Genomic DNA, 21,670 nt, shown 5'->3' with positions numbered 1-21,670 from the left:
TTTACATTTGAATTTAAGATTTGGCCAATTTAGTCATTGCATTATATTCATTACGCAATATATCAAGAGCATATAATCCTCCATTTCTTTCGAAATGCCAAAAGGTCCATCCATTACAAGAAGGTGAATTTGTTACAAGGGCCCCAATTTTATGAATGGAACCTCTTTTGTTTCCACTGATAACAGTGCTATCGGATGTTACTGTAGCAAAAACGCGTTTATTTCGATCCATCAAGATTGTTCCTGGCTGAATAAATCCCTGTTCAATCAGGTTTCCAAAAGGAACACGAGGAATCTCTCGTTTGGAAGGGGTGACTTTAATATCTTCAATCGATAACGGCTTTTCATTGTTCACACGTCGAAGGGCGGCTTTCATATAGTCTGGATGACGCTCAATCCCGATATAACGTCGCTGAAGTTTTTTTGCCACGGCAAGGGTTGTTCCAGTTCCAGCAAAAGGATCCAATACAACATCTTCAATATTTGTAGAGGACAAGATAACGCGATATAGCAAGCTTTCTGGTTTTTGGGTCGGATGTAATTTTAGTCCATGTTCATTTCGAAGTCTTTCATGTCCAGTACATAAAGGCAGAAACCAATCAGAACGCATCTGAATATCATCATTTAAGGTTTTCATGGCCTGATAATTGAAACAATATTTACTATCAGCATCTTTGGCTGCCCATATTAATGTCTCATGCGCATTGGTAAATCGTCTTCCCTTAAAATTTGGCATGGGATTGGATTTCCGCCAAACAATATCATTCAAGATCCAGAAACCAAGATCCTGTAAAATTGCTCCAATTCTGAAAATATTATGATAGGAACCAATAACCCAAATTGTTCCATTTTTTCTCAATAAACGATGACATTCCTTCAACCAGCTTCGACAAAATTGATCATATAGTTGGAAACTCTTAAATTTATCCCAATCTTCATTAACCCCATCCACAATTGTATCATCTGGACGACGCAATTCTCCCTGTAATTGCAAATTATATGGGGGATCGGCAAAAATACAGTCAATTGACGCAGAAGGTATGGTTTTCATGACCTGAATACATTCACCATTCAAAATCTGATCCAAAGGTATATTTAATTTTACTGCTTCACTCATAAAATCCTTGACCTTTTACTTGCTCTTTTTGCTCTACATCCATTGAAAACGAAAATTGTCTTACGGTGATATATCCTTGGCGATGATGTGGAGAACAACCATATTTCCTCAAGGCCTCACGATGCATAACCGTTGGGTACCCCACATTATGCTCCCATCCATACCGATCCCATTTCCGTGCCAGACCAACCATCAGCTTATCGCGCAAAACCTTTGCGATAATTGATGCCGCAGCAATTGAATATGAAAATCCATCCCCCTTGATAATGGTTTGCGTGGCACATCCAAAATCAGGAGCGATCGTTCCATCAACCAATACAAGATCAGGAAGAATATTTAGTTTTGATACAGCCCTTTGCATTGCCAAGCTGGCAGATTTCCTGATATTTAATTGGAAAATTTCATCAACTGATGCCGCGGCCACACCAATCTTGACATGCGGCATTTGATTTAAAACCACATAAATTTCTTGTCTCAACGCAGGTCTGATTTTCTTTGAATCATCAAGCAATTCTGAAATATCCTCAGGAATATTTTCCTGAAACATTACAGCGGCAGCAACAACAGGACCAGCAAGACAACCCATTCCCACTTCATCCACGCCTGCAATTGATACTTTATGATGCATTCTACTCAAATAATTCGTTTCTAAACCAATAACCTACTATACTCAACGAGTCGCAAATGAATAGCCCTAAAATGAAAAAAATAAAAAAAGCTGTTAATAACTTCTGATTAACAGCTTTTTTAAGTCTAAATTTTAAATTTAATTATTCGCTTATTTACATTTACGATGTTTACAACAACATTTAAACATCCTTGATAAAAATGTTCCGGCAATCAAAGCGATAACCAATGTTGCAACAGGACGGTTCCGAATGAAATTCATCAAGCATTCCATTTTTCCCTCAGAACCATATAGACGCGAAAATTCATCATCGGCAACACGCGCAAAATCCTCAAAACGTTTTCCTTTTTGATCAGATGCTTTATTTCTTAAATCCTGGCCTTTTTCTCTGGCCTGATCCGCGACATTTTGAACCTTGTCTTTTAATTGATCAATAGTATCCTGTTTTTTATCCTGGGCACGAGAAAAGGCATCCTGTGCTTTATCTTTGGCATCATCAATCGAACTGCCAATTTTTGCACCAACTTCCCTTAAAGTATCTTCCATATTCTTTGACATTGTTCCCTCCTTTAAAAAAGGATTGCAATCTTATCATTTTTTTATGTTTTTAAGTGTATCTTTTGCTTCGTTTTTCACCGATTCATAATTTTGCTTGGCATGGTCAACCGCGTCCTTTAATTTCGCCTTTCCATCCGTTAATGTATTTTCAATTTTTTCAGCAGTATTTTTAATAAAATCTTTTACATTACTCATATTATGCACCTTTTATAACAACAATTCATAGACTATTGGTAATTATGACAACTCCAAACCAAAAAGTCTATAAAATTATCAATCACTTAGATTACAATACCGCTTTTTAGAGATATAAAATCTCCAGGGTTAAGGAATATTAAAAAATGAAGTGATCAACTTTAATATTGATTATATTCTGCAATGATTTATTTTGTCACAATTAGTTTTGTTATTTTGATTTTTAATTATATAAATTTAGATATTGCCATTAAAAATAAGTTTCTTGCATATGACTTTACCCCAAAATACAACAAATTCTGATAAATCTCACTCACGTTTGCATCTATGGTTAAAAATATTTTTATATATTAGTCTAATAGCTGTCATTATTGGGGTAGCATATCGTTTTTATGGTATATTTTCATCAACTTCCGAGCATTCCCATTATGTTGTTGAACAACCCGTTGCAGCAACAATTGTAAAGAAAAGTTATCTACCTGTTATTCTAACTGAACTTGGAACAGTCGTTCCCATTTCCAATGTTACCGTACAAACACGAATTTCCGGCTATTTACAACAAGTATTTTTCACGGAAGGGCAATTGGTTAAGAAAAATGATTTACTTGCCCTTATTGATCCACGTCCCGCAGAAGCTTTGAAGGCACAATATGAAGGCAATTTAAAAGCCGACACGGCCTTACTGCAACAGGCAAAATTGGACAATAAGCGCTATCAAACCCTTCTAAAACAAAACAGTATCGCCCCCATGACGGCTCAAGATCAGCAATATAAGGTTGCCCAGCTTGAAGGACAGGTCAAAACAGATCAGGCCCTAATCAAACAGCAAGAATTAAATCTTATCTACTGTCACATCCGTGCACCTGTTGACGGTCGCATCGGGATCAGACAGGTTGATGCGGGAAATTATATTACCGAAGGCCAAAGCGGAGGATTGGCCACTTTAACCCAGATGACCCCCATGTCAGTTATTTTTACCTTACCTGAAAATCAATTGGGCATTGTCTTGGAAGCTTTGAAAAATAAAAAAGAACTAACCGTTGAGGCTTGGAACACCGATAATACGACCAAACTTGCCACAGGAAAAACAAGCGTGATAGACAGTCAGATTGACACATCAACAGGAACCGTTCGGTTGAGAGCCATTTTTGAAAATAAAAACTGGGAGCTTTTTCCAAACCAATTTGTAAATGCCCATTTACTAGTCAAGGTTATTAAAGATGCTTTGATTTTACCAAATAATGCCATTCAAACAGGACCAAATGGTTCCTTTGTGTATGTTATTCAAAAAGATTCAACGGTTAAAATACAGACAATCAAAACAGGATATAATGATGGTGAACATACGGTTATAACCGCTGGTTTAGTTGAGAATGAAAAAATAGTTACTGACGGAATTGATACTTTACATGAAGGTTCAAAAGTCATCATTCCCGAAAATACGCAATCTTCTGAATAATAATTAACTTGAAAATCATAACAGTTTCCTAATTTTGTCAAGTTTATAAATAAATCGAGATTTTTATGAATCCATCACGCCTTTTTATTTTGCGCCCCGTGGCAACAACCCTGCTTATGATTGCCATCATGATCTGCGGAATATTAGGCTATCGTTTCTTACCCCTGTCCGCGTTACCTGATGTTGACTATCCAACAATAACCGTTTCAACATTTTATCCAGGCGCAAGTCCGGATGTCATGATGACCTCGGTCACAGCACCATTGGAAAGTGAATTGGGATCCATCCCTGGATTAAATCAAATGATTTCCCAATCCTCTGGAGGGGCTTCAGTCATCACGTTACAATTCAATCTTTCAGTCTCCATGGATGTCGCGGCCCAGGAAGTGCAAGAAGCGATCAATCAGGCCAACTCCCTTTTGCCCACTGATTTGCCTGCACCTCCTGTTTATGCAAAAGTAAATCCTGCTGATACACCTATCCTTACGCTTGGCATTACTTCAAAATCTTTATCCCTGACCGAGGTTGAGGATTACGTTAATAACAGGTTGGCCACAAAAATAAGCCAGATTAATGGGGTAGGACTGGTTACCCTATCAGGAGGACAACGTAAGGCAATCCGTGTACAAATCAATATTCCTAAAATAACTTCATATGGAATTGATCTGGACAGTATCAGAACAACAATCGGTAACGTTAATGTCAATTCCCCCACCGGAAATTTGGATGGCCCAAAACGCGCCGTCACCATCCAGACCAATGGACAAATAAAAAATCCGGAACAGTTACTTAACCAAATTATCGCCTATAACAATAATGGACCTGTTCGATTACGTGATGTGGCCACTGTCATAAACGGGCCAGAAAATAGTCAATTGATGGCATGGGCAAATAAAACACCAGCCTTGATTTTAAATGTACAACGACAACCCAAGGCCAATATCATCTCGGTTGTTAACAATATCAATGAAATATTACCACAATTAAAAAAATCATTGCCTTCTGGTATAACATTAACGCCATTAACCGATCGCACGACATCCATTCGCGCTTCAATTCATGATGTAAAATTTGAGCTCATTCTGTCAATTATCTTGGTTATTTTGGTCATCTTTATCTTTTTAAGAAATATTTCCGCAACAATCATTCCCAGTCTTTCCGTTCCCCTATCCTTGATCGGAACCTTGGCGGTAATGTATCTTTTTAATTTCTCACTAGATAATTTATCCTTGATGGCATTGACAATAGCGACCGGTTTCGTTGTGGATGATGCAATTGTTATGATAGAGAACATTACACGATATATCGAAATGGGCGAAAACCGGATTCAAGCCGCTTTAAAAGGGTCAGAAGAAATAGGGTTTACAATCATATCGCTTACGATTTCTTTAATCGCTGTCCTTATCCCTCTATTATTCATGGGGGATATTATCGGTCGCTTATTTTACGAATTTGCAGTTACCCTGTCTATTACAATCATCATATCCGCCATTGTTTCCCTAACCCTGGTTCCAATGTTGTGTGCGCATATTCTGACCGAAACCGAAAAAAAACAGAACAACTATTTTTTTGATCGTGTGATAGACAGAATAATAGAATTTTACAATACCGGACTACAATTTGTCTTCAAACACCAGCCTCTAACCTTATTTATCACCTGTTGCACCTTTGTCATAACCCTCATAATGGCTTACTACATCCCCAAAGGTTTCTTTCCCGTTCAAGATAACGGTATGGCACAAGGCATATCCATCATGCCTCAAAATGCCTCGCTGAAAGCGGTCGCAAACAAGCAAAAAGCTCTGGCAAACACAATTTTAAACGATCCAGACGTGGATAACCTTTCATCATTTATCGGCATTGACGGACAGAATATGACCCTTAATCAGGGACGTTTCTTAATCAATTTGAAAAACCGAAAGGAACGTAAAACATCTATTGAAAAAACAATCAAAAGAATAACCCGGGCATCAAAACAGGTTGTTGGAACACAACTTTATCTTCGACCCATACAAGATCTCTCGCTAGAAACAACTTTTTCAGCCACCCAATATCAAATTTTGATCGAAAATCCGGATTACAGGCAACTTGAACTCTGGGTACCTAAAATTGTTAACCGTCTGCAAAAAGAACCTGCCCTTTCCGATGTCTCCTCAAACCTGCAATCACAGGGATTGGTTGCCAATATCACCCTTGACCGTGCCACAGGTGCTCGTTATTCCATCACACCTCAAACAATTGATAATGTTTTATATGACTCTTTTGGCCAACGCCAAATTTCCACTATTTTTACAGAATCAAACCAATACAGGATCATTCTGGAAGCCGATCCAAAATTTCAAAAACATTTGACCTCTTTGAACCAGCTTTATCTTCCCGGAATAAATGGCAACAATTCCGCTTCAACTTCTGGTCCAACAAGAAATCCAACCTCTGGTCTGGTTCCTTTATCCCAGGTGACAAAAATCACTCATGACACCGCACCCCTTCTAGTCACCCACTTCGGTCAGTTTCCAGCCATATCGATCTCCTTTAACATCAACAAGGGTCATTCCCTGGGGGAGGCAACACAAATCATCAATTCCATCCACAAGGAACTGAATCTTCCCTCAAGCTTCCAGGTCAGTTTTCAAGGAATAGCGGCTGCATTTGAAAAGAGCCTTAAAAATGAATTGTTTCTTGTTATAGCGGCCATTATTGCTGTTTATATTATCCTTGGCATTCTTTATGAAAGCTTCATTCATCCCATAACTATTTTGTCAACCCTTCCCTCGGCCACGATTGGTGCACTATTTGCACTATGGATTGATGGATGCAATTTAGATATTATGGGAATTATTGGCATCATTCTATTAATTGGAATTGTCAAAAAAAATGCCATTATGATGATTGATTTTGCGCTGGAGGCTGAAAGGAAAGACAAGAAATCCTCACTGGAGGCAATTCATCAGGCAGCACTTCTACGGTTCAGGCCCATTCTGATGACAACCCTGGCGGCCATGTTGGCGGCTATTCCCATGATGCTGGGAACAGGAACCGGATCTGAACTAAGGCATCCTTTGGGTATCAGCATTTTTTGGGGGCTTCTTGCCAGCCAATTGCTCACTCTTTTTACAACTCCCATTATTTATCTATATATGGAAAGACTTAAAAACTGGGGGCATCATTTTTTTTCATCATTATCCAATCACCAACCAATTGATGAAAAACCTGAATCATGAATATAGCAAAACCCTTTATACAACGGCCTGTTGCAACAATTTTACTCACAGTTACATTATTTCTAACAGGTATACTGGGTTACGAACTATTACCGGTTTCTGATCTCCCCAACGTGGATTTTCCTGTAATCATGATACGTGCCCAACAAGCGGGCGGCACACCAGAGGAAATTGCCAGCTCGATTGCTGCACCATTGGAGAGAAGGCTGGGACAGATACCTGGCACCAATGAAATGACCTCACAATCAACCCAAAACCAGGTCAGGATCATTTTACAATTCGATCTTTCCAAAGATATCAATAATGCGGCAAGGGATGTAGAAGCCGCCTTACAAGCCGCACGTGCCGACCTTCCCTCTTCGATGCGTTCCAATCCATCCTATTTCAAGATGAATCCCTCCACCTCTCCCATCATGATCTTGGCCATGACATCCAAGACCAAAACCTTGCCACAGCTTTATGATTATGCGACAACTGTTTTGCAACACCAGCTCTCAAGTATCAAAGGGGTCGGGCAAGTTGAACTGGGGGGAAGTTCACTACCGGCAGTCAGAATTGAACTAAACCCGCATGCCCTTTACAAATACGGTATTGGATTTGAAGATGTCAGGGCGGCACTGGCATCAACCAACGCTCATACACCCAAAGGTTTTATTGAAGAAGGTGACAAACGCTATCAATTAGCAACCAATGACCAGGCAACAAAGGCTGAAGCCTATCGAAACCTCGTAATTGCATACAGAAATCATGCCCCTGTCATGTTAGAGAACATCTCAAAAGTAAAAGACGATGTTGAAGACTTACATCATGCGGGATATTATAACGATAAACGCTCCATCATTCTGGTTATTTTCCCTCAAGCCGGTAGTAATGTCATCAAGACAACCAGTTTGATTCATAAAAAGTTATCATTGATAAAGGCAGCCTTACCTACCGATGTGAATCTGCACATTGCCATTGATCGTTCAACCACAATCAGGGCAACCCTGTTTGATACCCAAATGACATTGGTCATATCCATTGTTCTAGTCATAACGGTTGTTCTGGTTTTTCTAAGAAACATTCGAGCCATTATTATTCCTGCCGTTGTTTTGCCAGCCTCCATTATCTCCACATTTGCCATTCTTAAATTATTGGGTTATTCACTTGATACGTTTTCCTTAATGGCGCTAACCATCGCAACCGGCTTTGTCGTGGATGATGCCATTGTTGTGCTGGAAAATATAAACCGGCATTTGGAGAATGGTATATCTCCCAAAGCTGCCGCTTTATATGGCGCAAAGGAAGTCTCGTTTACGGTAATCTCGATCACTATATCTTTGATTGCCGTGTTCCTGCCGATATTGCTGATGGGTGGTTTGATAGGAAAATTGTTTCATGAATTTGCCATGACCCTTTCCATAACCCTGATTATTTCGATGATCCTTTCCCTGACCCTAACTCCCATGATGTGTGCCTTTATTCTTATGCGACACCAAGGAAACAATAATAAACGGGGATATAAAATTAATCATTATTTTATAAAATTATTTGATTATTGTGATCAACTCTATCAAAGCACTCTTTCGCACATCCTTAAATATCCCCTTCTTGTTGTCCTATCAATTCCTGCAACGATTATCCTGATGATTTTTCTTTTTATAACCATGCCTAAAGGTTTCATGCCTAATGAGGATATCGGGGTTTTGTTATGCCATCTTCAGGGCGATCAATCCATTTCCTTTCAAAACATGAAAGAAAAAATCCAGTTTGTTCAGAAAATACTTATAAATGATCCGGATATTGCATCCATTTCCTCCTTTACCGGAGGCAAAGCGGTCAATCAGGGAAATATCTTTATTTCCTTAAAAGATAAAAAGTTACGAAAAAATAATATTTTTGAAACTCAAGCGCGACTTTCTAAAAAATTACAAAATATGGTTGGCGCGAAATTCTATATTTTCCCTCCCAATATATTACATGTAGGCGGGCGTTCAAGTAACGCAAACTATCAATATACTTTACAATCAGATTCCTCTAGCGAATTATATAAATGGATGCCCAAACTTGTTGAAGCACTAAAAAAGCATCCCGGTATCATCACAGATGTCTCTTCCGATGTCCAACAGGGAGGTGAGGCAATCAATATTGATATTCTTCGGGATACAGCCGCACGAGTTAACTTAACACCACAACTTATTTCAAATACGTTGTTTGATTCTTTTGGACAGCGTGCCGCTTCAATTATTTATAATCCGTTAAACCAATATCGGGTCATTATGGAAACAGATCCGCGTTACGCCCCTCATACCGGTGCCTTGAATCAGGTATGGGTCAGTGTTGCAGGAGGATCACCCGGTGGCGGAACCGTATCAAATACAATCCGTGTCAAATCGAATGCATTTTTAAGTCAAGAGGATAAAATCGAGCAGGAAAACTTTAGAAACCAGATCGCGAATAGACTTGCCGGAGGTAATGGTGCATCCAATGGTTCAGCTGTCTCCACCAATCATGAAACCATGATCCCATTATCTTTTGTCACTAACCAGAACAAAGCATTGACCTCATTATCAGTCAATCATCAGGGTATGTTCGTTGCCGCGACTTTATCATTTAACTTGGCAAAAGGAAAATCACTGAGCGATGCCATTCAACTCATCAAAACGGAAACCGTCAAAATTCATTTACCAAAAAATATAGCAGGAAGTTTTTCTGGCAATGCAGCCCAGTTCCAGAGCAGCATCAAAAATAATATCATTATCATATTTGCCGCAATTGCCGCCGTTTACATTACACTGGGTATATTATATGAAAGCTACATCCATCCTTTAACAATTCTATCCACCCTTCCCTCGGCAGGTGTTGGCGCATTACTGGCGCTTGATCTGTTCGGGGAAGAATTTACTATTATAACCATGATTGGCATTATCCTACTTATTGGGATTGTCAAAAAGAATGCCATTCTTTTGGTTGATTTCGCTATCAAGGCAGAAGAGTCAGAAAACATGGATACAAAATCAGCAATTTTACTAGCATGTAAATTACGTTTTCGTCCCATTCTCATGACTACCGTTGCAGCTGCATTTGGTGCAGTTCCTCTTATTCTTTCCAATGGATATGGTTGCGAGATCAGACGTCCACTTGGAATCGCGATTGTAGGGGGTTTAGTGGTCAGTCAGGCTCTAACCTTGTATACAACCCCAGTAATTTATATCTATATGGATCGATTACGACATAACCGTCTGTTAAAGAGGCTATTTTTTCATGGGGGACAACAACGTGCATAATAGGGGCATCAACCTGTTCTCCTTACGATATGTGGGGACCACTTTCTTTTTTTTGCTAAGCGGCTGTATGGTTGGACCAAATTATCATCGTCCCGCTCCAATCATTTCACAACGGTTCAAGGAATTAAAACCAGTTAACGGATGGCAGACAGCCAATCCCAGTGTCGCCGCCTTTCCTAAAGGTGAATGGTGGACTATCTATAATGATCCTGTTCTTAATCAGCTGGAAGAACAGGTTGATATTTCCAACCAGAATTTAAAACAGACAGAAGCAAATTATCGTTATGCGCGTGCATTGATTGACCAAACTAAGGCAGCTCTATACCCAACATTAAATCTTGGCATGAATTTTGATCGTCAAGGTAACGGCGGTGGTGCAAGAAGTATTGGTAATGGGGGCGGAAATATTAATTATTCGACCGGGATGACCAGAAATACTTATGCATTACAAACTTCTGCGAGCTGGGATCTCGATCTTTGGGGAAAAATACGACGTAACACGGAAAGTCAGGTTGCCGCTGCACAAGCCAGTGCCGCAGATCTTGCCAATGCCAGACTATCTTATCAAAGCCAGTTGGCCCAGACCTATTTTAACTTGCGATATCAAGATTCATTAATCGATTTATTGCAAAAAACCGTTAAAGCCTATGAGCAATCCTTAAAAGTAACCCAGGATCAACATAATGCCGGTGTTATTGAACCCACGGCATTATTACAGGCACAGACACAGCTTGAGCAAACCAGGGCACAATTGACTGCTGCAAGTATTTCTCGAGCCCAATACGAACATGCTATTGCCACTCTAATTGGAAAGCCCCCGGCAAATTTATCAATTCCTCACGGTATTTTAAATGACAACATACCTCAAATTCCAGTAGGTGTTCCATCCATTTTATTACAAAGAAGGCCTGATATAGCTTCAGCCGAACGCCATATGCAAGAAAAAAATGCCCAGATAGGAGCTGCTATTGCAGCGTTTTTCCCCGATGTAACCTTATCAGCCAATTTATCCTATAGTGGCAATCCGGTGGGCAGCCTTGTTCAAGTTGCCAACCGCATCTGGTCTTTGGGGGCATCCGCTTCAGAAAACTTGTTTGATGGCGGGGTAAGAAGTTCAATGGTCAAACAGGCAGAGGCACAATATGACGCTTCTGTGGCTCAATATAGGCAAACCATTCTTGCGGCCTTGCAATCCGTCGAGGATCAACTATCTAACCTTAATATCCTGGCCGATCAAAAAATCCAGCAACAAGCAGCCGTTGAATACGCTGACAAAGCCCTTAAAGTAGCCCTGGGGCAATATATGAGCGGCACTCACGATTATACCACTGTTGTAACTCAACAAGTCGCTTTATTAAATAATCAGCAGACAGTTCTTGGAATACGGCAACAGCAAATGGTGGACAGCGTCTTGTTGATCGAAAGCCTTGGAGGTGGCTGGAAAGATGATCGATTGCCAAGCAAATCCTCTTTAACCTCCAATATACCTTTTATACCTCCTGTATTACAGCAAAACAAAAACTAGTTCTATTATACAAAAAATGAAATCATTTTAATAAATAATAATTTGTTAGTGATTTCATTTTTTTCAGGAAGAAGGTTTTTTAATTTTGAACAATTTCCAAAATCCTAAAATATTTGATTTAAAATCAAACATGTAAATTATATTAATCTACCATAAAAAAATTTACATAATAAAATTGGTTTCTTATAAAAAACCAATATTTAAGACATTTTTAAATCAATGATATTTTAAACTTAATACTGCGAACTCATTCCCTGTCTTTGTTTCATGTCCCTAAAAAATGACAAACAAATAAATTATTTTAACATATCACTAAAAATAATTTATAACCCAACATCTCAAGAAATTAATTATTAAGTAATTTTCTTCCAACCAAAAACGCAAGGATAAAAAATAAAAAAGCGAATAACAGTGCAATAAAAAATATAATCTTAGCAATACCTGCTGCTATAATTGCCACACTTGTAAAACCAAGAAGCCAAGCCAATAAAGCAATTAAAAGACAAGTAAATGCAATTTTAAGCATATCCCGGCTCTCCTTTTCAATCTATCCCAAGATTCTACCAAAAGCCTAACGCGTTAACATATATTTTTTTTACAACTTAATTATAATCCCAATTTTGTTCATTACAAACAAAAAAAGAGATAGAAACCTATCTCTTTTTAAAAATCAAAAGGGTATTTTAATATTATGCAGCTAACTCGTCTGAATCTTCATCAGTGGGCTTTGGTCCACTGTCAAGCCCTTTTGCATTTACATCACGTTCAATAAATTCGATAATTGCCATATCAGCAGCATCACCATAACGAACACCCGCTTTCAACACACGCAAATATCCACCTTGACGCGCTTTGTAACGATCAGCGATAACAGAAAATAACTTGGCAACAATAGTCTCGTCACGCAACATGGCATAAGCCTGTCTACGTGCATGCAAATCACCACGTTTTCCCAATGTCACAAGTTTCTCGACAACAGGACGTAATTCCTTAGCTTTTGGCAAAGTCGTTGTAATCTGTTCATGCTTAATTAATGCAACGGCCATATTTCTGAACATTGCAAGGCGATGCGATGAAGTCACACCCAATTTACGGCCGGATATACCGTGACGCATAATTTCAATCCTCTTCTATCATACTATGCTTAAAACAGCTCATCCAGCCGTTTAGCTAACTCTTCAATATTTTCTGGTGGCCAAGCAGGCACATTCATTCCCAATGACAATCCCATTGAAGAAAGAACTTCCTTGATTTCATTCAATGACTTGCGACCAAAATTAGGAGTGCGTAACATTTCTTGCTCTGTCCGCTGCACCAGGTCGCCAATATACACAATGTTATCATTCTTGAGACAGTTGGCGCTACGAACTGACAATTCAAGCTCATCAACTTTGCGCAATAAATTACGATTGAATGGAAGCTCTTCCTTAGGCTCTTCCGTCACGACTGGTTTAGGCTCATCGAAATTGATAAAAAGCTGGAACTGATCTTGCAGAATACGCGCAGCCAAAGCTACGGCATTTTCAGGCGTTACAGAACCATCTGTTTCCAAAGTCAATAACAGCTTGTCATAATCTGTTACCTGACCAACACGGGTTGGCTCAACTTTATAGGAAACGCGACGAACAGGTGAATATATCGCGTCAATTGGAATCATCCCAATCGGAGCATCCTCCTGACGGTTAGTAGAGGCAGGTACATAACCTTTACCCATTTCAACGGTAAATTCCATACCCAACTTTATTCCATCATCAAGTGTGCAAATCACAAGATCAGGATTCATGATTTCAATATCATGATCTGTCTGAATCTGTCCAGCTGTAACTTGCCCCGGACCTACCGCGGACAAAATCATCCGTTTTGGACCATCACTGTGCATACGTATGGCCAGTTGCTTAACATTCAGGACAATATCCGTGACATCTTCCCGCACACCATTGACTGATGAGAATTCATGAAGAACGCCATCAATACGAACAGCTGTAACAGCAGCCCCTTGAAGAGAAGATAAAAGTACTCGCCGAAGCGCATTACCGAGCGTCATGCCGAAGCCACGTTCAAGCGGCTCCGCCACCACGGTCGCCACATTTTGTGACGCCGAGCCCGGTTCGACTTCCAGCTTCTCCGGCTTAATAAGAGATTGCCAGTTTTTCTGGAGGACCAAGGTGGTGGCCTTTCAATTCAAATTATTACCAAAAAAAGTAACAAAATCTTAACCTCGAAGTCAGCTTTTGTTACTTGAATATTATTTCCATTCATTATTGATTGAAAATAATATACGAACTATTAAACGCGACGACGTTTACGTGGACGACATCCGTTATGTGGCACTGGTGTGGTATCCCGGATTGAAGTAACCGTAAAACCTACCGCCTGTAAAGCACGCAATGCGCTTTCACGTCCAGATCCCGGTCCAGACACTTCAATTTCAAGAGTTTCCATACCATGTTCACGAGCTTTACGTCCCGCATCCTCAGCTGCAACCTGTGCTGCATAAGGTGTAGATTTGCGTGAACCTTTAAATCCCTGAGCACCCGCTGAAGACCATGAAATTGCATTTCCTTGAACATCAGAGATAGTGATCATCGTATTATTAAACGTAGACAAAACATGCGCTACGCCAGAAGTAATGTTTTTGCGTTCTTTTTTTCTGAGACGCGGTGTGGCGGGTTTCGCCATGGCTTTTATTATCCTGTCCGTTTAGTTATAAAAAATTAAAACAAACCAAGGGTTAACGTGTTACTTTTTTCTTACCAGCAATAGCAACCGCCTTACCCTTACGTGTACGAGCATTTGTGTGAGTTCTCTGGCCTCTTACAGGCAAACCACGACGATGACGCAATCCACGATAACATCCCAAGTCCATCAAACGCTTGATATTCATCGAAACTTCACGACGAAGATCACCCTCAACCTGATACTCACTATCAATTAACTCACGGATTTTCAGAACCTCATCATCTGAAAGTTCGTTCACCCTACGTTCGTCAGGAATTGACAATTTATTACAAATTTCCTGCGCTTTTGTCGGCCCAATGCCGTATATATAACGCAGACCAATGGTTACCCGCTTATTCGTCGGGATGTTTACGCCGGCAATACGCGCCACGCCCAATACTCCTTAATTAGCCTTAATAATTTAGGTCTATTCTTAACAGCTAGCCACTAAAAAAGCAACAGTTACGAGATCAATAACTGTTTCATTAATAGCTAACGTGTTTGAAATACTTTTAAAAGCATCAATATAACTTTCATACTAACAGAGTCAATATAGTATGATAATTTTTTCACAAAAATATAAACTTACATTTTATTTTTTTTTAAAATTAAATCAATATCTTTTGTCACCTCCTCCACATTTTTCATACCATCAATGGGATACAAGCATTTTTTTTCTTCATAATATGGCAATAAGGGAGCGGTCTGTTCGCGATAGACCCTTAAACGTTCCAGAACGGTATCTTTATTATCATCAGCTCTTGAGACAAATTCCGTTGAACCGCAGACATCACAGACTCCATCTTTTTTTGGTTTTTTAAAAAGTTTATTATAACTGGCACCACATTTTGCACAACTAAACCGGTTGGAAATTCGCTCTGCAAGCATTTCCTCATCCACTTTTAATAGTAATACAGCATCAAGCTTCAGATGTTCAGAGACAAACATTTTATCCAACGCTTTTGCTTGACTCACATTGCGAGGAAAACCATCAAGGATGAAACCGTTTTTACAATCATCCTTTTTAATTCTTTTTGCAATCATTTCAACCATCAGATCATCAGGAAACAATAACCCCTTATCCATAATATCCTTAGCTTTTTTCCCGATTTCTGACCCTGATTTCACCTCAGCCCTCAGCATATCTCCTGTGGAGATTTGCGCGATATGATATTTTTCTGACAAACGTTGAGCCTGCGTCCCTTTACCTGCCCCTGGCGGGCCCAAAAATATTAGCTTCACCGTTTTTTTCCTTTTCCAAACCGAGATTTGCGTAATAGACCCTGATATTGGTGCGCAACCAAATGGGATTGAACCTGCGTTACCGTATCTATTGTCACGGAAACTATGATTATCAAACTGGTTCCACCAAAATAGAAGGGTACATTGTAATGATTGATTAAAAATTGTGGCAATAAACAGACAACAACAAGATATAGCGCTCCAATTGTTGTTAACCGTGTCAGGATATTATCAAAATAGGTTGCTGTATTTGCACCTGGACGAATACCAGGAATAAATCCACCCTGTTTTCGTAAATTATCTGCCGTTTCTTTGGGATTAAAGGATACAGCCGCATAAAAATATGAGAAGAAAATAATCATGGCAGCATAAAAGAGCATATATAAAATATGACCCTGACCGAATTCCTGTCCTAGATATGCCAACCATCCAGGTGTCGATTCATTTGATAGAAATCCAGCTATTGTTACAGGTATCAATAAAACTGAAGACGCAAAAATAGGCGGTATAACCCCAGCGGTATTAACTTTTAATGGCATATGTGTTGAATCACCACCATACATGCGTTGCCCAACCTGCCGTTTGGGATATTGTATGACAACTCTTCTTTGCGCCTGTTCCATAAACACGATAAAGGCGATTGTAACCGCTGCCAATACAAGAAATGCAACGACAAAAAATGGAGACAAAGCGCCAGTGTAACCCAATTGAAATAAACTTGCCAAAGCCGTTGGTAAATTGGCGACAATACCGGCAAAAATAATCAATGATATTCCATTACCTACCCCGCGTGCCGTGATTTGTTCCCCCAACCACATCAAAAACATTGTTCCCCCAACCAGCGTGATGACGCAGGTTAACAGAAAAAGCATCCCCGGATTGGTAACGGCAGAACCTGCGGGACTTTTCATACTTTCCAACCCAATGGCAATTCCATAAGCCTGGAATAAAGCAATGAAAACCGTCAGGTAACGTGTATATTGATTAAGCTTTTTACGTCCTTGCTCCCCTTCCTTTTTCAAGGCTTCAAGAGATGGCATCGCAGAGGACATCAACTGAATGATAATAGATGCACTAATATAGGGCATGATGTTCAGGGCAAAAATGGTCATGCGACCCAAGGCGCCACCACTGAACATGTCAAACATACCAAGAATACCGCCCTGGTGTTTAGCCAGCAATTGTGCCATTACCGTAGCATCCACTCCCGGAACCGGGATATAGGTACCTAGACGGTAAATAATTAACGCACCCAATGTAAACCAAATACGCTTTTTTAATTCAGTTGCTTTAGAAAACGCACTGACATTAATATTCGCCGCTAGTTGTTCGGCCATAGAGGCCATAATTTTTATCCTTTCAAAAAAAACAGCGTCACCGTAACAAAACGGGACGCTGTAATTTTACCTTAAAATTAGAATGTAACATAATGTTTTGATCTAAAAATTGATCAAACTTAAATTATATTACCTCTTCATTTCCTAGGCATCTGCAGAAACATCCCCAGATGACGATAAAAGCTTTAGAGAACCACCAGCTTTTTTAACCGCTTCAACAGCTGCCGCTGATGCTCTTGACACTTCCAAGTTGATGGCCTGATTTAGATTTCCATTAGCAAGCAAACAAACGCCAGAGTATTTTTTTCCCTTAAATAAACCGGCTTCACGCAATGCTTTTTCATCGATTAAAGATGATGCATTCAATTTGCCCTGCTCAATAGCGGATGAAAGGGTCCGAAGATTAATTTCCACATAATTTTTGCGAAAAATATTCTTGAACCCTCTTTTTGGCATACGACGGTAAAGTGGAAGCTGTCCACCTTCAAAGCCATTGATTGCCACACCTGAACGTGCCAACTGACCTTTCACGCCTTTACCTGATGTTTTGCCTTTACCAGAACCAATACCTCGTCCAAGACGTTTTTTACGGTATCTCGCTCCGGCATTATCACGAAGTTCATTTAGATTCATTTATCCCTCCACCTTAACGAGGTGGCGAATCTTATTGATCATTCCCTGGACAGCTGGTGTATTTTCCAACTCACGGGTTGCACCAACACGATTCAAACCAAGACCAGTCAATGTTTGCTTTTGATCTTTCTTACGACCAATTGCAGATGCTATCTGAGTTACTTTTACCGTATTACTAGCCATTTACAGCCTCCGCATTTTGAGACGCATGACCAGAATCACGGCGACCAAGAATTTCAGACACCTTCTTTCCACGTCTTGCTGCAACAACTCTTGGACTTGCACATCTTCGCAATGCATCAAAAGTTGCCTTTACCATATTATGTGGATTACGTGAACCTGTTGATTTCGCAACAACATCATTAATTCCAAGGCTTTCAAAAACCGCACGCATTGGACCGCCAGCAATAATACCAGTTCCCGAATCGGCAGATCTTAACACGACCTTACCGGCGCCATAAAAACCTTGCACATCATGATGCAATGTTCTGCCTTCTTTCATGGGAACACGTATCATTGATTTTTTAGCCTGCTCAGTTGCCTTGCGGATTGCTTCAGGCACCTCTCTGGCTTTACCGGCACCATATCCTACACGTCCACGCTGATCACCAACGACGACCAATGCAGCAAAGGCAAAGCGTCGACCACCTTTTACAACTTTAGCAACACGATTAATCGATACCAATTTGTCGATCAAATCTTCATTTTCACGTTCACGTCCACCGCGACCGCCTTCTTTCACTTCACGTGCCATTCGCGACTCCTTTTAGAACGAGAGCCCGCCCTCACGGGCAGCCTCAGCAAGCGCTTTTACACGCCCATGATAAATATAGGAGCCACGATCAAATACGACCTGTTCCAATCCTGCTGCCTTTGCACGCTCAGCAATCAACTTGCCTACGACACGAGCAGCATTAATATCAGCTCCAGTTTTAATTTGTTCTTTAGCCGCTGCATCCAAAGTTGAAGCAGCAACTAAAGTCTTACCAGCCATATCGTCAATAACTTGAGCATAAATATTTTTGCTTGAACGGAAAACCGAAAGACGTGGACGCCCGTTTCCTTTCTGACGAAGCTGATAACGCAACCGTCTGCGACGGCGCGTTTGTAATTCACGTTGCATACCCATTATTTTTTCTTGCCTTCTTTGCGACGTATAATCTCATCTTCATAACGAACACCTTTACCTTTATAAGGTTCAGGTTTTCTAAAATTACGTATATCCAGTGCGATTTGACCAACACGTTGTTTATCATTACCTTCAACAACAATTGCCGTTGGACGTGGCGTTGTAATTTTAATATCAGATGGAATTGGATAAACAACATCGTGTGAATAACCAAGATTCATAACAAGATTTGAACCTTGAACAGCGGCACGAAACCCAGTTCCCGTGATTTCCAGGGCCTTGGTATAACCTTCGGAAACACCTTTGACCATATTCGCAATTAATGCTCTGGTAGTGCCCCACATTGTTCTTGCGGCAACACCATCATCTTTTGGCTTAACAGTAACCTGATTATCTTCAATAACAGTTTCAATATGTTCAGATACAGGCAGAGACAATTCGCCTCTTTTACCTTTGACAACAATTTTACCGTCTTTCAGAGAAACTTGTACCCCTTGCGGAATCTGCACGGGATTTTTGCCTACACGTGACATTGATCCCTCCTCTTAGAATACACGACAGAGCACTTCACCACCAACATTGGCGGCACGTGCTTCAATATCAGATAAAACACCCTGAGGTGTTGACAAAATGGATACTCCAAGGCCGCCATAAACACGTGGCAATTCTTTAATTTTAGAATAAACGCGACGACCTGGTTTAGATACTCTCTGAATTTCTTTAATAACAGGAGCACCTTCAGAATACTTCAATTCAATGCGAAGCTGGCTTATTCCCTTGCGAAGCTCTTCTTTCTTATATCCGCGAATATAACCTTCACGCTTTAATGCTTCCAAAACATTAACTCTCAAATTAGAAGCGGGAACCACACAAAATGAATGACGAGCTGATTGTGCATTACGTATACGGGTGAGCATATCACCCAATGGATCAGATAATGACATCTATATATCCCTTACCAGCTTGATTTAACCATACCAGGGATTTGCCCGGTAGATGCCAATTCACGCAATGCGATACGGCAAAGTTCAAATTTACGGTAATTCCCACGAGAGCGACCAGTTAGTTTACAACGCAAACGCACTCTTACTCGTGAACCATTACGAGGAAGTTTAGCCAATTTCAAAGATGCATCAAAACGATCTTCAACTGGTAAACTTCTATCCATTACAATATTTTTTAACGCAATGCGTTTTGCTTTATCACGTGCGGACATACGTGCACGCTTCGCATTACGATAAATGGCTGAAGTTTTTGCCATGTTTAATTTTACCCTCCGGAACCTGTCGACTATATCGACCGTTTTCCAAAAAAAACAAATTTGCAAGGTAATGTATCACCTTGCAGCGAAAGAACAATTTCCTATCCAATAAATGGAAGGGAAAATGCTTTTAACAAAGCCTTGGCTTCGTTATTGGTCTTGGCTGTTGTTACAAACACAATATCCATACCACGTACTTCGTCTACTTTATCGTAAACGATTTCAGGAAATACAATCTGTTCTTTCAAACCCATTGCAAAATTTCCACGACCATCAAATCCTTTGTTTGCTGGCAACCCTCTAAAATCACGAACACGTGGCAAAGCGATTGTAACCAAACGATCCAGAAATTCATACATACGGTTTTTACGTAATGTAACTTTACATCCAATGGGTAAACCAGCACGAATTTTAAATCCAGCAATCGCTTTCTTAGTAAGTGTTTTAACGGCTTTTTGACCGGCAATCAAGGTCATTTCTTCCGTGGCAGCATCCAGTTTCTTTTGATCCCCTGCCGCTTCTCCAACACCCATGTTTAAAACAATTTTTTCAAGACGCGGAATCTGCATTTCGTTTTTGTAATTGAATTGTTCACGTAACTTTTGACGCAATTCATTTTTGTAAAGCGTGTAAAGGCGTGCTTCAGAGCGAACTTGACTATTTTCTGACATATCCACCTCTCTTAACCTTCGATCACTTCACCGGTGGCTTTGGCAACACGAAGCTTACGACCGTCTTCCAAAACTCTAAATCCAACACGAGTAGGTTTCCCTGATTTTGGATCTACCAATTTAAGATTTGACAAGTGAATAGCCTTTTCACGCTCAATAATGCCACCAGCATCACCCATGCGGGTTGGTTTCTTATGATGTTTGGCAACCGCCACACCACGAACCACTGCCTTATTTTCAACAGGAGAAATTGACAGGACTTCACCCTGCACACCTTTCTGAGGCCCTGTAATAACGATTACTTGATCGCCTTTTTTAATACGTGCAGCCATTATAAAACCTCCGGAGCTAAGGAGATAATTTTCATGAATTGACGTGCACGCAACTCCCTTACTACCGGGCCGAAAATACGTGTGCCAATTGGTTCGTTTTGTTTATTTATCAATACAGCAGCATTTTTATCAAAACGTATTGAGGTTCCATCAGGACGACGAACAGGATAGCTTGTTCTGACAATCACAGCTTGATGGACATCACCTTTTTTTACTTTGCCACGAGGAATAGCCTCTTTGACAGAAACGACGATCACGTCGCCGACCGAAGCGGTTTTCCGCTTTGAACCGCCCAGTACCTTAATGCACTGCACCTCTCTTGCACCTGAATTATCAGCCACAGTTAGGTTGGTCTCGGGATGGATCATAGTTAAGCCT

25 protein-coding genes are annotated in these 21,670 nt (G+C 40.2%); 4 read left to right on the top strand and 21 right to left on the bottom strand.

The window, feature by feature from the left end:
- Positions 1-13: 13 nt before the first annotated feature.
- From H3T57_RS01140 to H3T57_RS01125, 4 genes are all read right to left on the bottom strand, one after another.
- Positions 14-1,117, bottom strand: a complete 1,104-nt coding sequence (locus H3T57_RS01140) for a site-specific DNA-methyltransferase (RefSeq protein WP_110438373.1) — start codon at positions 1,115-1,117, stop codon at positions 14-16.
- The gene (locus H3T57_RS01135; RefSeq protein ID WP_198192696.1) at positions 1,110-1,745 is read right to left on the bottom strand and encodes a ribonuclease HII; all 636 of its coding nucleotides are present in this window, start codon (positions 1,743-1,745) and stop codon (positions 1,110-1,112) included. The genes H3T57_RS01140 and H3T57_RS01135 overlap by 8 nt, the downstream gene beginning before the upstream one ends.
- Positions 1,746-1,895: 150 nt before the next feature.
- Entirely contained in the window at positions 1,896-2,303 is a 408-nt protein-coding gene (locus tag H3T57_RS01130; RefSeq protein WP_198192693.1) for a hypothetical protein, read from the bottom strand.
- A gap of 33 nt (positions 2,304-2,336) precedes the next feature.
- The gene (locus tag H3T57_RS01125) at positions 2,337-2,498 is read right to left on the bottom strand and encodes a hypothetical protein (protein WP_155565769.1); all 162 of its coding nucleotides are present in this window, start codon (positions 2,496-2,498) and stop codon (positions 2,337-2,339) included.
- Positions 2,499-2,769: 271 nt separating this feature from the next.
- Here H3T57_RS01125 and H3T57_RS01120 point away from each other — a divergent pair, with 271 nt between their 5' ends.
- The 4 genes from H3T57_RS01120 to H3T57_RS01105 all read left to right on the top strand — a co-directional run bounded on the left by H3T57_RS01120 (position 2,770) and on the right by H3T57_RS01105 (position 11,969).
- The gene (locus tag H3T57_RS01120; protein WP_198192692.1) at positions 2,770-3,957 is read left to right on the top strand and encodes an efflux RND transporter periplasmic adaptor subunit; all 1,188 of its coding nucleotides are present in this window, start codon (positions 2,770-2,772) and stop codon (positions 3,955-3,957) included.
- 65 nt (positions 3,958-4,022) lie between these two features.
- Complete coding sequence (locus tag H3T57_RS01115; protein ID WP_198192691.1) at positions 4,023-7,178, top strand: efflux RND transporter permease subunit; 3,156 nt, start codon at positions 4,023-4,025, stop codon at positions 7,176-7,178.
- Positions 7,175-10,444 (top strand): efflux RND transporter permease subunit, encoded by a 3,270-nt coding sequence (locus H3T57_RS01110; RefSeq protein ID WP_198192690.1) that lies wholly within the window; start codon positions 7,175-7,177, stop codon positions 10,442-10,444. The genes H3T57_RS01115 and H3T57_RS01110 overlap by 4 nt, the downstream gene beginning before the upstream one ends.
- Positions 10,422-11,969, top strand: a complete 1,548-nt coding sequence (locus H3T57_RS01105; protein ID WP_198192688.1) for an efflux transporter outer membrane subunit — start codon at positions 10,422-10,424, stop codon at positions 11,967-11,969. The genes H3T57_RS01110 and H3T57_RS01105 overlap by 23 nt, the downstream gene beginning before the upstream one ends.
- A 346-nt stretch (positions 11,970-12,315) precedes the next feature.
- Here the strand turns inward: H3T57_RS01105 and H3T57_RS01100 are convergent, their stop codons facing one another.
- The 17 genes from H3T57_RS01100 to rplN all read right to left on the bottom strand — a co-directional run bounded on the left by H3T57_RS01100 (position 12,316) and on the right by rplN (position 21,660).
- A complete protein-coding gene (locus tag H3T57_RS01100; protein ID WP_155567182.1) occupies positions 12,316-12,495 on the bottom strand; it encodes a DUF1328 family protein in 180 nt (59 codons plus the stop codon).
- A 163-nt stretch (positions 12,496-12,658) separates the two neighbouring features.
- A complete protein-coding gene (gene rplQ, locus H3T57_RS01095) occupies positions 12,659-13,084 on the bottom strand; it encodes a 50S ribosomal protein L17 (RefSeq protein WP_198192685.1) in 426 nt (141 codons plus the stop codon).
- A gap of 29 nt (positions 13,085-13,113) precedes the next feature.
- On the bottom strand, positions 13,114-14,133 hold the full coding sequence (locus H3T57_RS01090) for a DNA-directed RNA polymerase subunit alpha (RefSeq protein ID WP_110438382.1): 1,020 nt from the start codon (positions 14,131-14,133) through the stop codon (positions 13,114-13,116).
- 122 nt (positions 14,134-14,255) lie between these two features.
- Positions 14,256-14,648: a 30S ribosomal protein S11 gene (gene rpsK, locus H3T57_RS01085; protein ID WP_110438383.1), complete on the bottom strand. Its 393-nt coding sequence runs from the start codon at positions 14,646-14,648 to the stop codon at positions 14,256-14,258.
- A gap of 52 nt (positions 14,649-14,700) precedes the next feature.
- Positions 14,701-15,078 (bottom strand): 30S ribosomal protein S13, encoded by a 378-nt coding sequence (rpsM, locus tag H3T57_RS01080; RefSeq protein WP_198192683.1) that lies wholly within the window; start codon positions 15,076-15,078, stop codon positions 14,701-14,703.
- A gap of 194 nt (positions 15,079-15,272) precedes the next feature.
- On the bottom strand, positions 15,273-15,929 hold the full coding sequence (locus H3T57_RS01075) for an adenylate kinase (protein WP_198192675.1): 657 nt from the start codon (positions 15,927-15,929) through the stop codon (positions 15,273-15,275).
- Positions 15,926-17,275 carry a preprotein translocase subunit SecY gene (gene secY, locus H3T57_RS01070; RefSeq protein ID WP_155567186.1) on the bottom strand — a complete coding sequence of 450 codons (1,350 nt, stop codon included), beginning with the start codon at positions 17,273-17,275 and terminating at the stop codon, positions 15,926-15,928. The genes H3T57_RS01075 and secY overlap by 4 nt, the downstream gene beginning before the upstream one ends.
- Before the next feature lie 135 nt (positions 17,276-17,410).
- Positions 17,411-17,899 carry a 50S ribosomal protein L15 gene (gene rplO / locus H3T57_RS01065; protein ID WP_110438387.1) on the bottom strand — a complete coding sequence of 163 codons (489 nt, stop codon included), beginning with the start codon at positions 17,897-17,899 and terminating at the stop codon, positions 17,411-17,413.
- Positions 17,900-18,082: a 50S ribosomal protein L30 gene (gene rpmD, locus H3T57_RS01060; RefSeq protein WP_122123900.1), complete on the bottom strand. Its 183-nt coding sequence runs from the start codon at positions 18,080-18,082 to the stop codon at positions 17,900-17,902. It lies immediately after the preceding gene.
- Positions 18,075-18,653, bottom strand: a complete 579-nt coding sequence (gene rpsE, locus H3T57_RS01055) for a 30S ribosomal protein S5 (RefSeq protein WP_110438389.1) — start codon at positions 18,651-18,653, stop codon at positions 18,075-18,077. The genes rpmD and rpsE overlap by 8 nt, the downstream gene beginning before the upstream one ends.
- A 12-nt stretch (positions 18,654-18,665) precedes the next feature.
- Entirely contained in the window at positions 18,666-19,028 is a 363-nt protein-coding gene (gene rplR, locus H3T57_RS01050) for a 50S ribosomal protein L18 (protein WP_110438390.1), read from the bottom strand.
- Positions 19,028-19,561 (bottom strand): 50S ribosomal protein L6, encoded by a 534-nt coding sequence (rplF, locus tag H3T57_RS01045; protein WP_110438391.1) that lies wholly within the window; start codon positions 19,559-19,561, stop codon positions 19,028-19,030. The genes rplR and rplF overlap by 1 nt, the downstream gene beginning before the upstream one ends.
- A gap of 12 nt (positions 19,562-19,573) precedes the next feature.
- Positions 19,574-19,972 carry a 30S ribosomal protein S8 gene (rpsH, locus tag H3T57_RS01040; RefSeq protein ID WP_110438392.1) on the bottom strand — a complete coding sequence of 133 codons (399 nt, stop codon included), beginning with the start codon at positions 19,970-19,972 and terminating at the stop codon, positions 19,574-19,576.
- 11 nt (positions 19,973-19,983) lie between these two features.
- On the bottom strand, positions 19,984-20,289 hold the full coding sequence (gene rpsN, locus H3T57_RS01035) for a 30S ribosomal protein S14 (protein WP_110438393.1): 306 nt from the start codon (positions 20,287-20,289) through the stop codon (positions 19,984-19,986).
- A 101-nt stretch (positions 20,290-20,390) separates the two neighbouring features.
- Entirely contained in the window at positions 20,391-20,960 is a 570-nt protein-coding gene (rplE, locus tag H3T57_RS01030) for a 50S ribosomal protein L5 (RefSeq protein ID WP_110438394.1), read from the bottom strand.
- 11 nt (positions 20,961-20,971) lie between these two features.
- Complete coding sequence (gene rplX / locus H3T57_RS01025) at positions 20,972-21,292, bottom strand: 50S ribosomal protein L24 (protein ID WP_198192672.1); 321 nt, start codon at positions 21,290-21,292, stop codon at positions 20,972-20,974.
- The gene (rplN, locus tag H3T57_RS01020) at positions 21,292-21,660 is read right to left on the bottom strand and encodes a 50S ribosomal protein L14 (RefSeq protein WP_110438396.1); all 369 of its coding nucleotides are present in this window, start codon (positions 21,658-21,660) and stop codon (positions 21,292-21,294) included. The genes rplX and rplN overlap by 1 nt, the downstream gene beginning before the upstream one ends.
- Between the last annotated feature and the right edge of the window lie 10 nt (positions 21,661-21,670).

This window comes from Commensalibacter sp. W6292M3, from assembly GCF_016101315.1.
Classification (GTDB): domain Bacteria; phylum Pseudomonadota; class Alphaproteobacteria; order Acetobacterales; family Acetobacteraceae; genus Commensalibacter; species Commensalibacter melissae.
The sequence above is the reverse complement of the archived record's forward strand: the minus strand, read 5'-3'. Positions and strand labels throughout refer to the sequence as shown.

Coding starts and splice junctions, on each gene's coding strand:
- H3T57_RS01140 (WP_110438373.1), bottom strand. CDS start 1,117: ATGAGTGAAGCAGTAAAATTAAATATACCTTTGGATCAGATTTTGAAT.
- secY (WP_155567186.1), bottom strand. CDS start 17,275: ATGGCCTCTATGGCCGAACAACTAGCGGCGAATATTAATGTCAGTGCG.
- H3T57_RS01105 (WP_198192688.1), top strand. CDS start 10,422: ATGGGGGACAACAACGTGCATAATAGGGGCATCAACCTGTTCTCCTTA.
- rpsE (WP_110438389.1), bottom strand. CDS start 18,653: ATGGCACGTGAAGTGAAAGAAGGCGGTCGCGGTGGACGTGAACGTGAA.
- rplX (WP_198192672.1), bottom strand. CDS start 21,292: ATGGCTGCACGTATTAAAAAAGGCGATCAAGTAATCGTTATTACAGGG.
- rplO (WP_110438387.1), bottom strand. CDS start 17,899: ATGAATCTAAATGAACTTCGTGATAATGCCGGAGCGAGATACCGTAAA.
- rplN (WP_110438396.1), bottom strand. CDS start 21,660: ATGATCCATCCCGAGACCAACCTAACTGTGGCTGATAATTCAGGTGCA.
- rplE (WP_110438394.1), bottom strand. CDS start 20,960: ATGTCAGAAAATAGTCAAGTTCGCTCTGAAGCACGCCTTTACACGCTT.
- rplR (WP_110438390.1), bottom strand. CDS start 19,028: ATGGGTATGCAACGTGAATTACAAACGCGCCGTCGCAGACGGTTGCGT.
- H3T57_RS01135 (WP_198192696.1), bottom strand. CDS start 1,745: ATGCATCATAAAGTATCAATTGCAGGCGTGGATGAAGTGGGAATGGGT.
- rpmD (WP_122123900.1), bottom strand. CDS start 18,082: ATGGCTAGTAATACGGTAAAAGTAACTCAGATAGCATCTGCAATTGGT.
- rpsK (WP_110438383.1), bottom strand. CDS start 14,648: ATGGCGAAACCCGCCACACCGCGTCTCAGAAAAAAAGAACGCAAAAAC.
- H3T57_RS01125 (WP_155565769.1), bottom strand. CDS start 2,498: ATGAGTAATGTAAAAGATTTTATTAAAAATACTGCTGAAAAAATTGAA.
- rpsH (WP_110438392.1), bottom strand. CDS start 19,972: ATGTCATTATCTGATCCATTGGGTGATATGCTCACCCGTATACGTAAT.
- H3T57_RS01115 (WP_198192691.1), top strand. CDS start 4,023: ATGAATCCATCACGCCTTTTTATTTTGCGCCCCGTGGCAACAACCCTG.
- H3T57_RS01110 (WP_198192690.1), top strand. CDS start 7,175: ATGAATATAGCAAAACCCTTTATACAACGGCCTGTTGCAACAATTTTA.
- rplQ (WP_198192685.1), bottom strand. CDS start 13,084: ATGCGTCACGGTATATCCGGCCGTAAATTGGGTGTGACTTCATCGCAT.
- rpsN (WP_110438393.1), bottom strand. CDS start 20,289: ATGGCAAAAACTTCAGCCATTTATCGTAATGCGAAGCGTGCACGTATG.
- H3T57_RS01120 (WP_198192692.1), top strand. CDS start 2,770: ATGACTTTACCCCAAAATACAACAAATTCTGATAAATCTCACTCACGT.
- H3T57_RS01130 (WP_198192693.1), bottom strand. CDS start 2,303: ATGTCAAAGAATATGGAAGATACTTTAAGGGAAGTTGGTGCAAAAATT.
- H3T57_RS01100 (WP_155567182.1), bottom strand. CDS start 12,495: ATGCTTAAAATTGCATTTACTTGTCTTTTAATTGCTTTATTGGCTTGG.
- rplF (WP_110438391.1), bottom strand. CDS start 19,561: ATGTCACGTGTAGGCAAAAATCCCGTGCAGATTCCGCAAGGGGTACAA.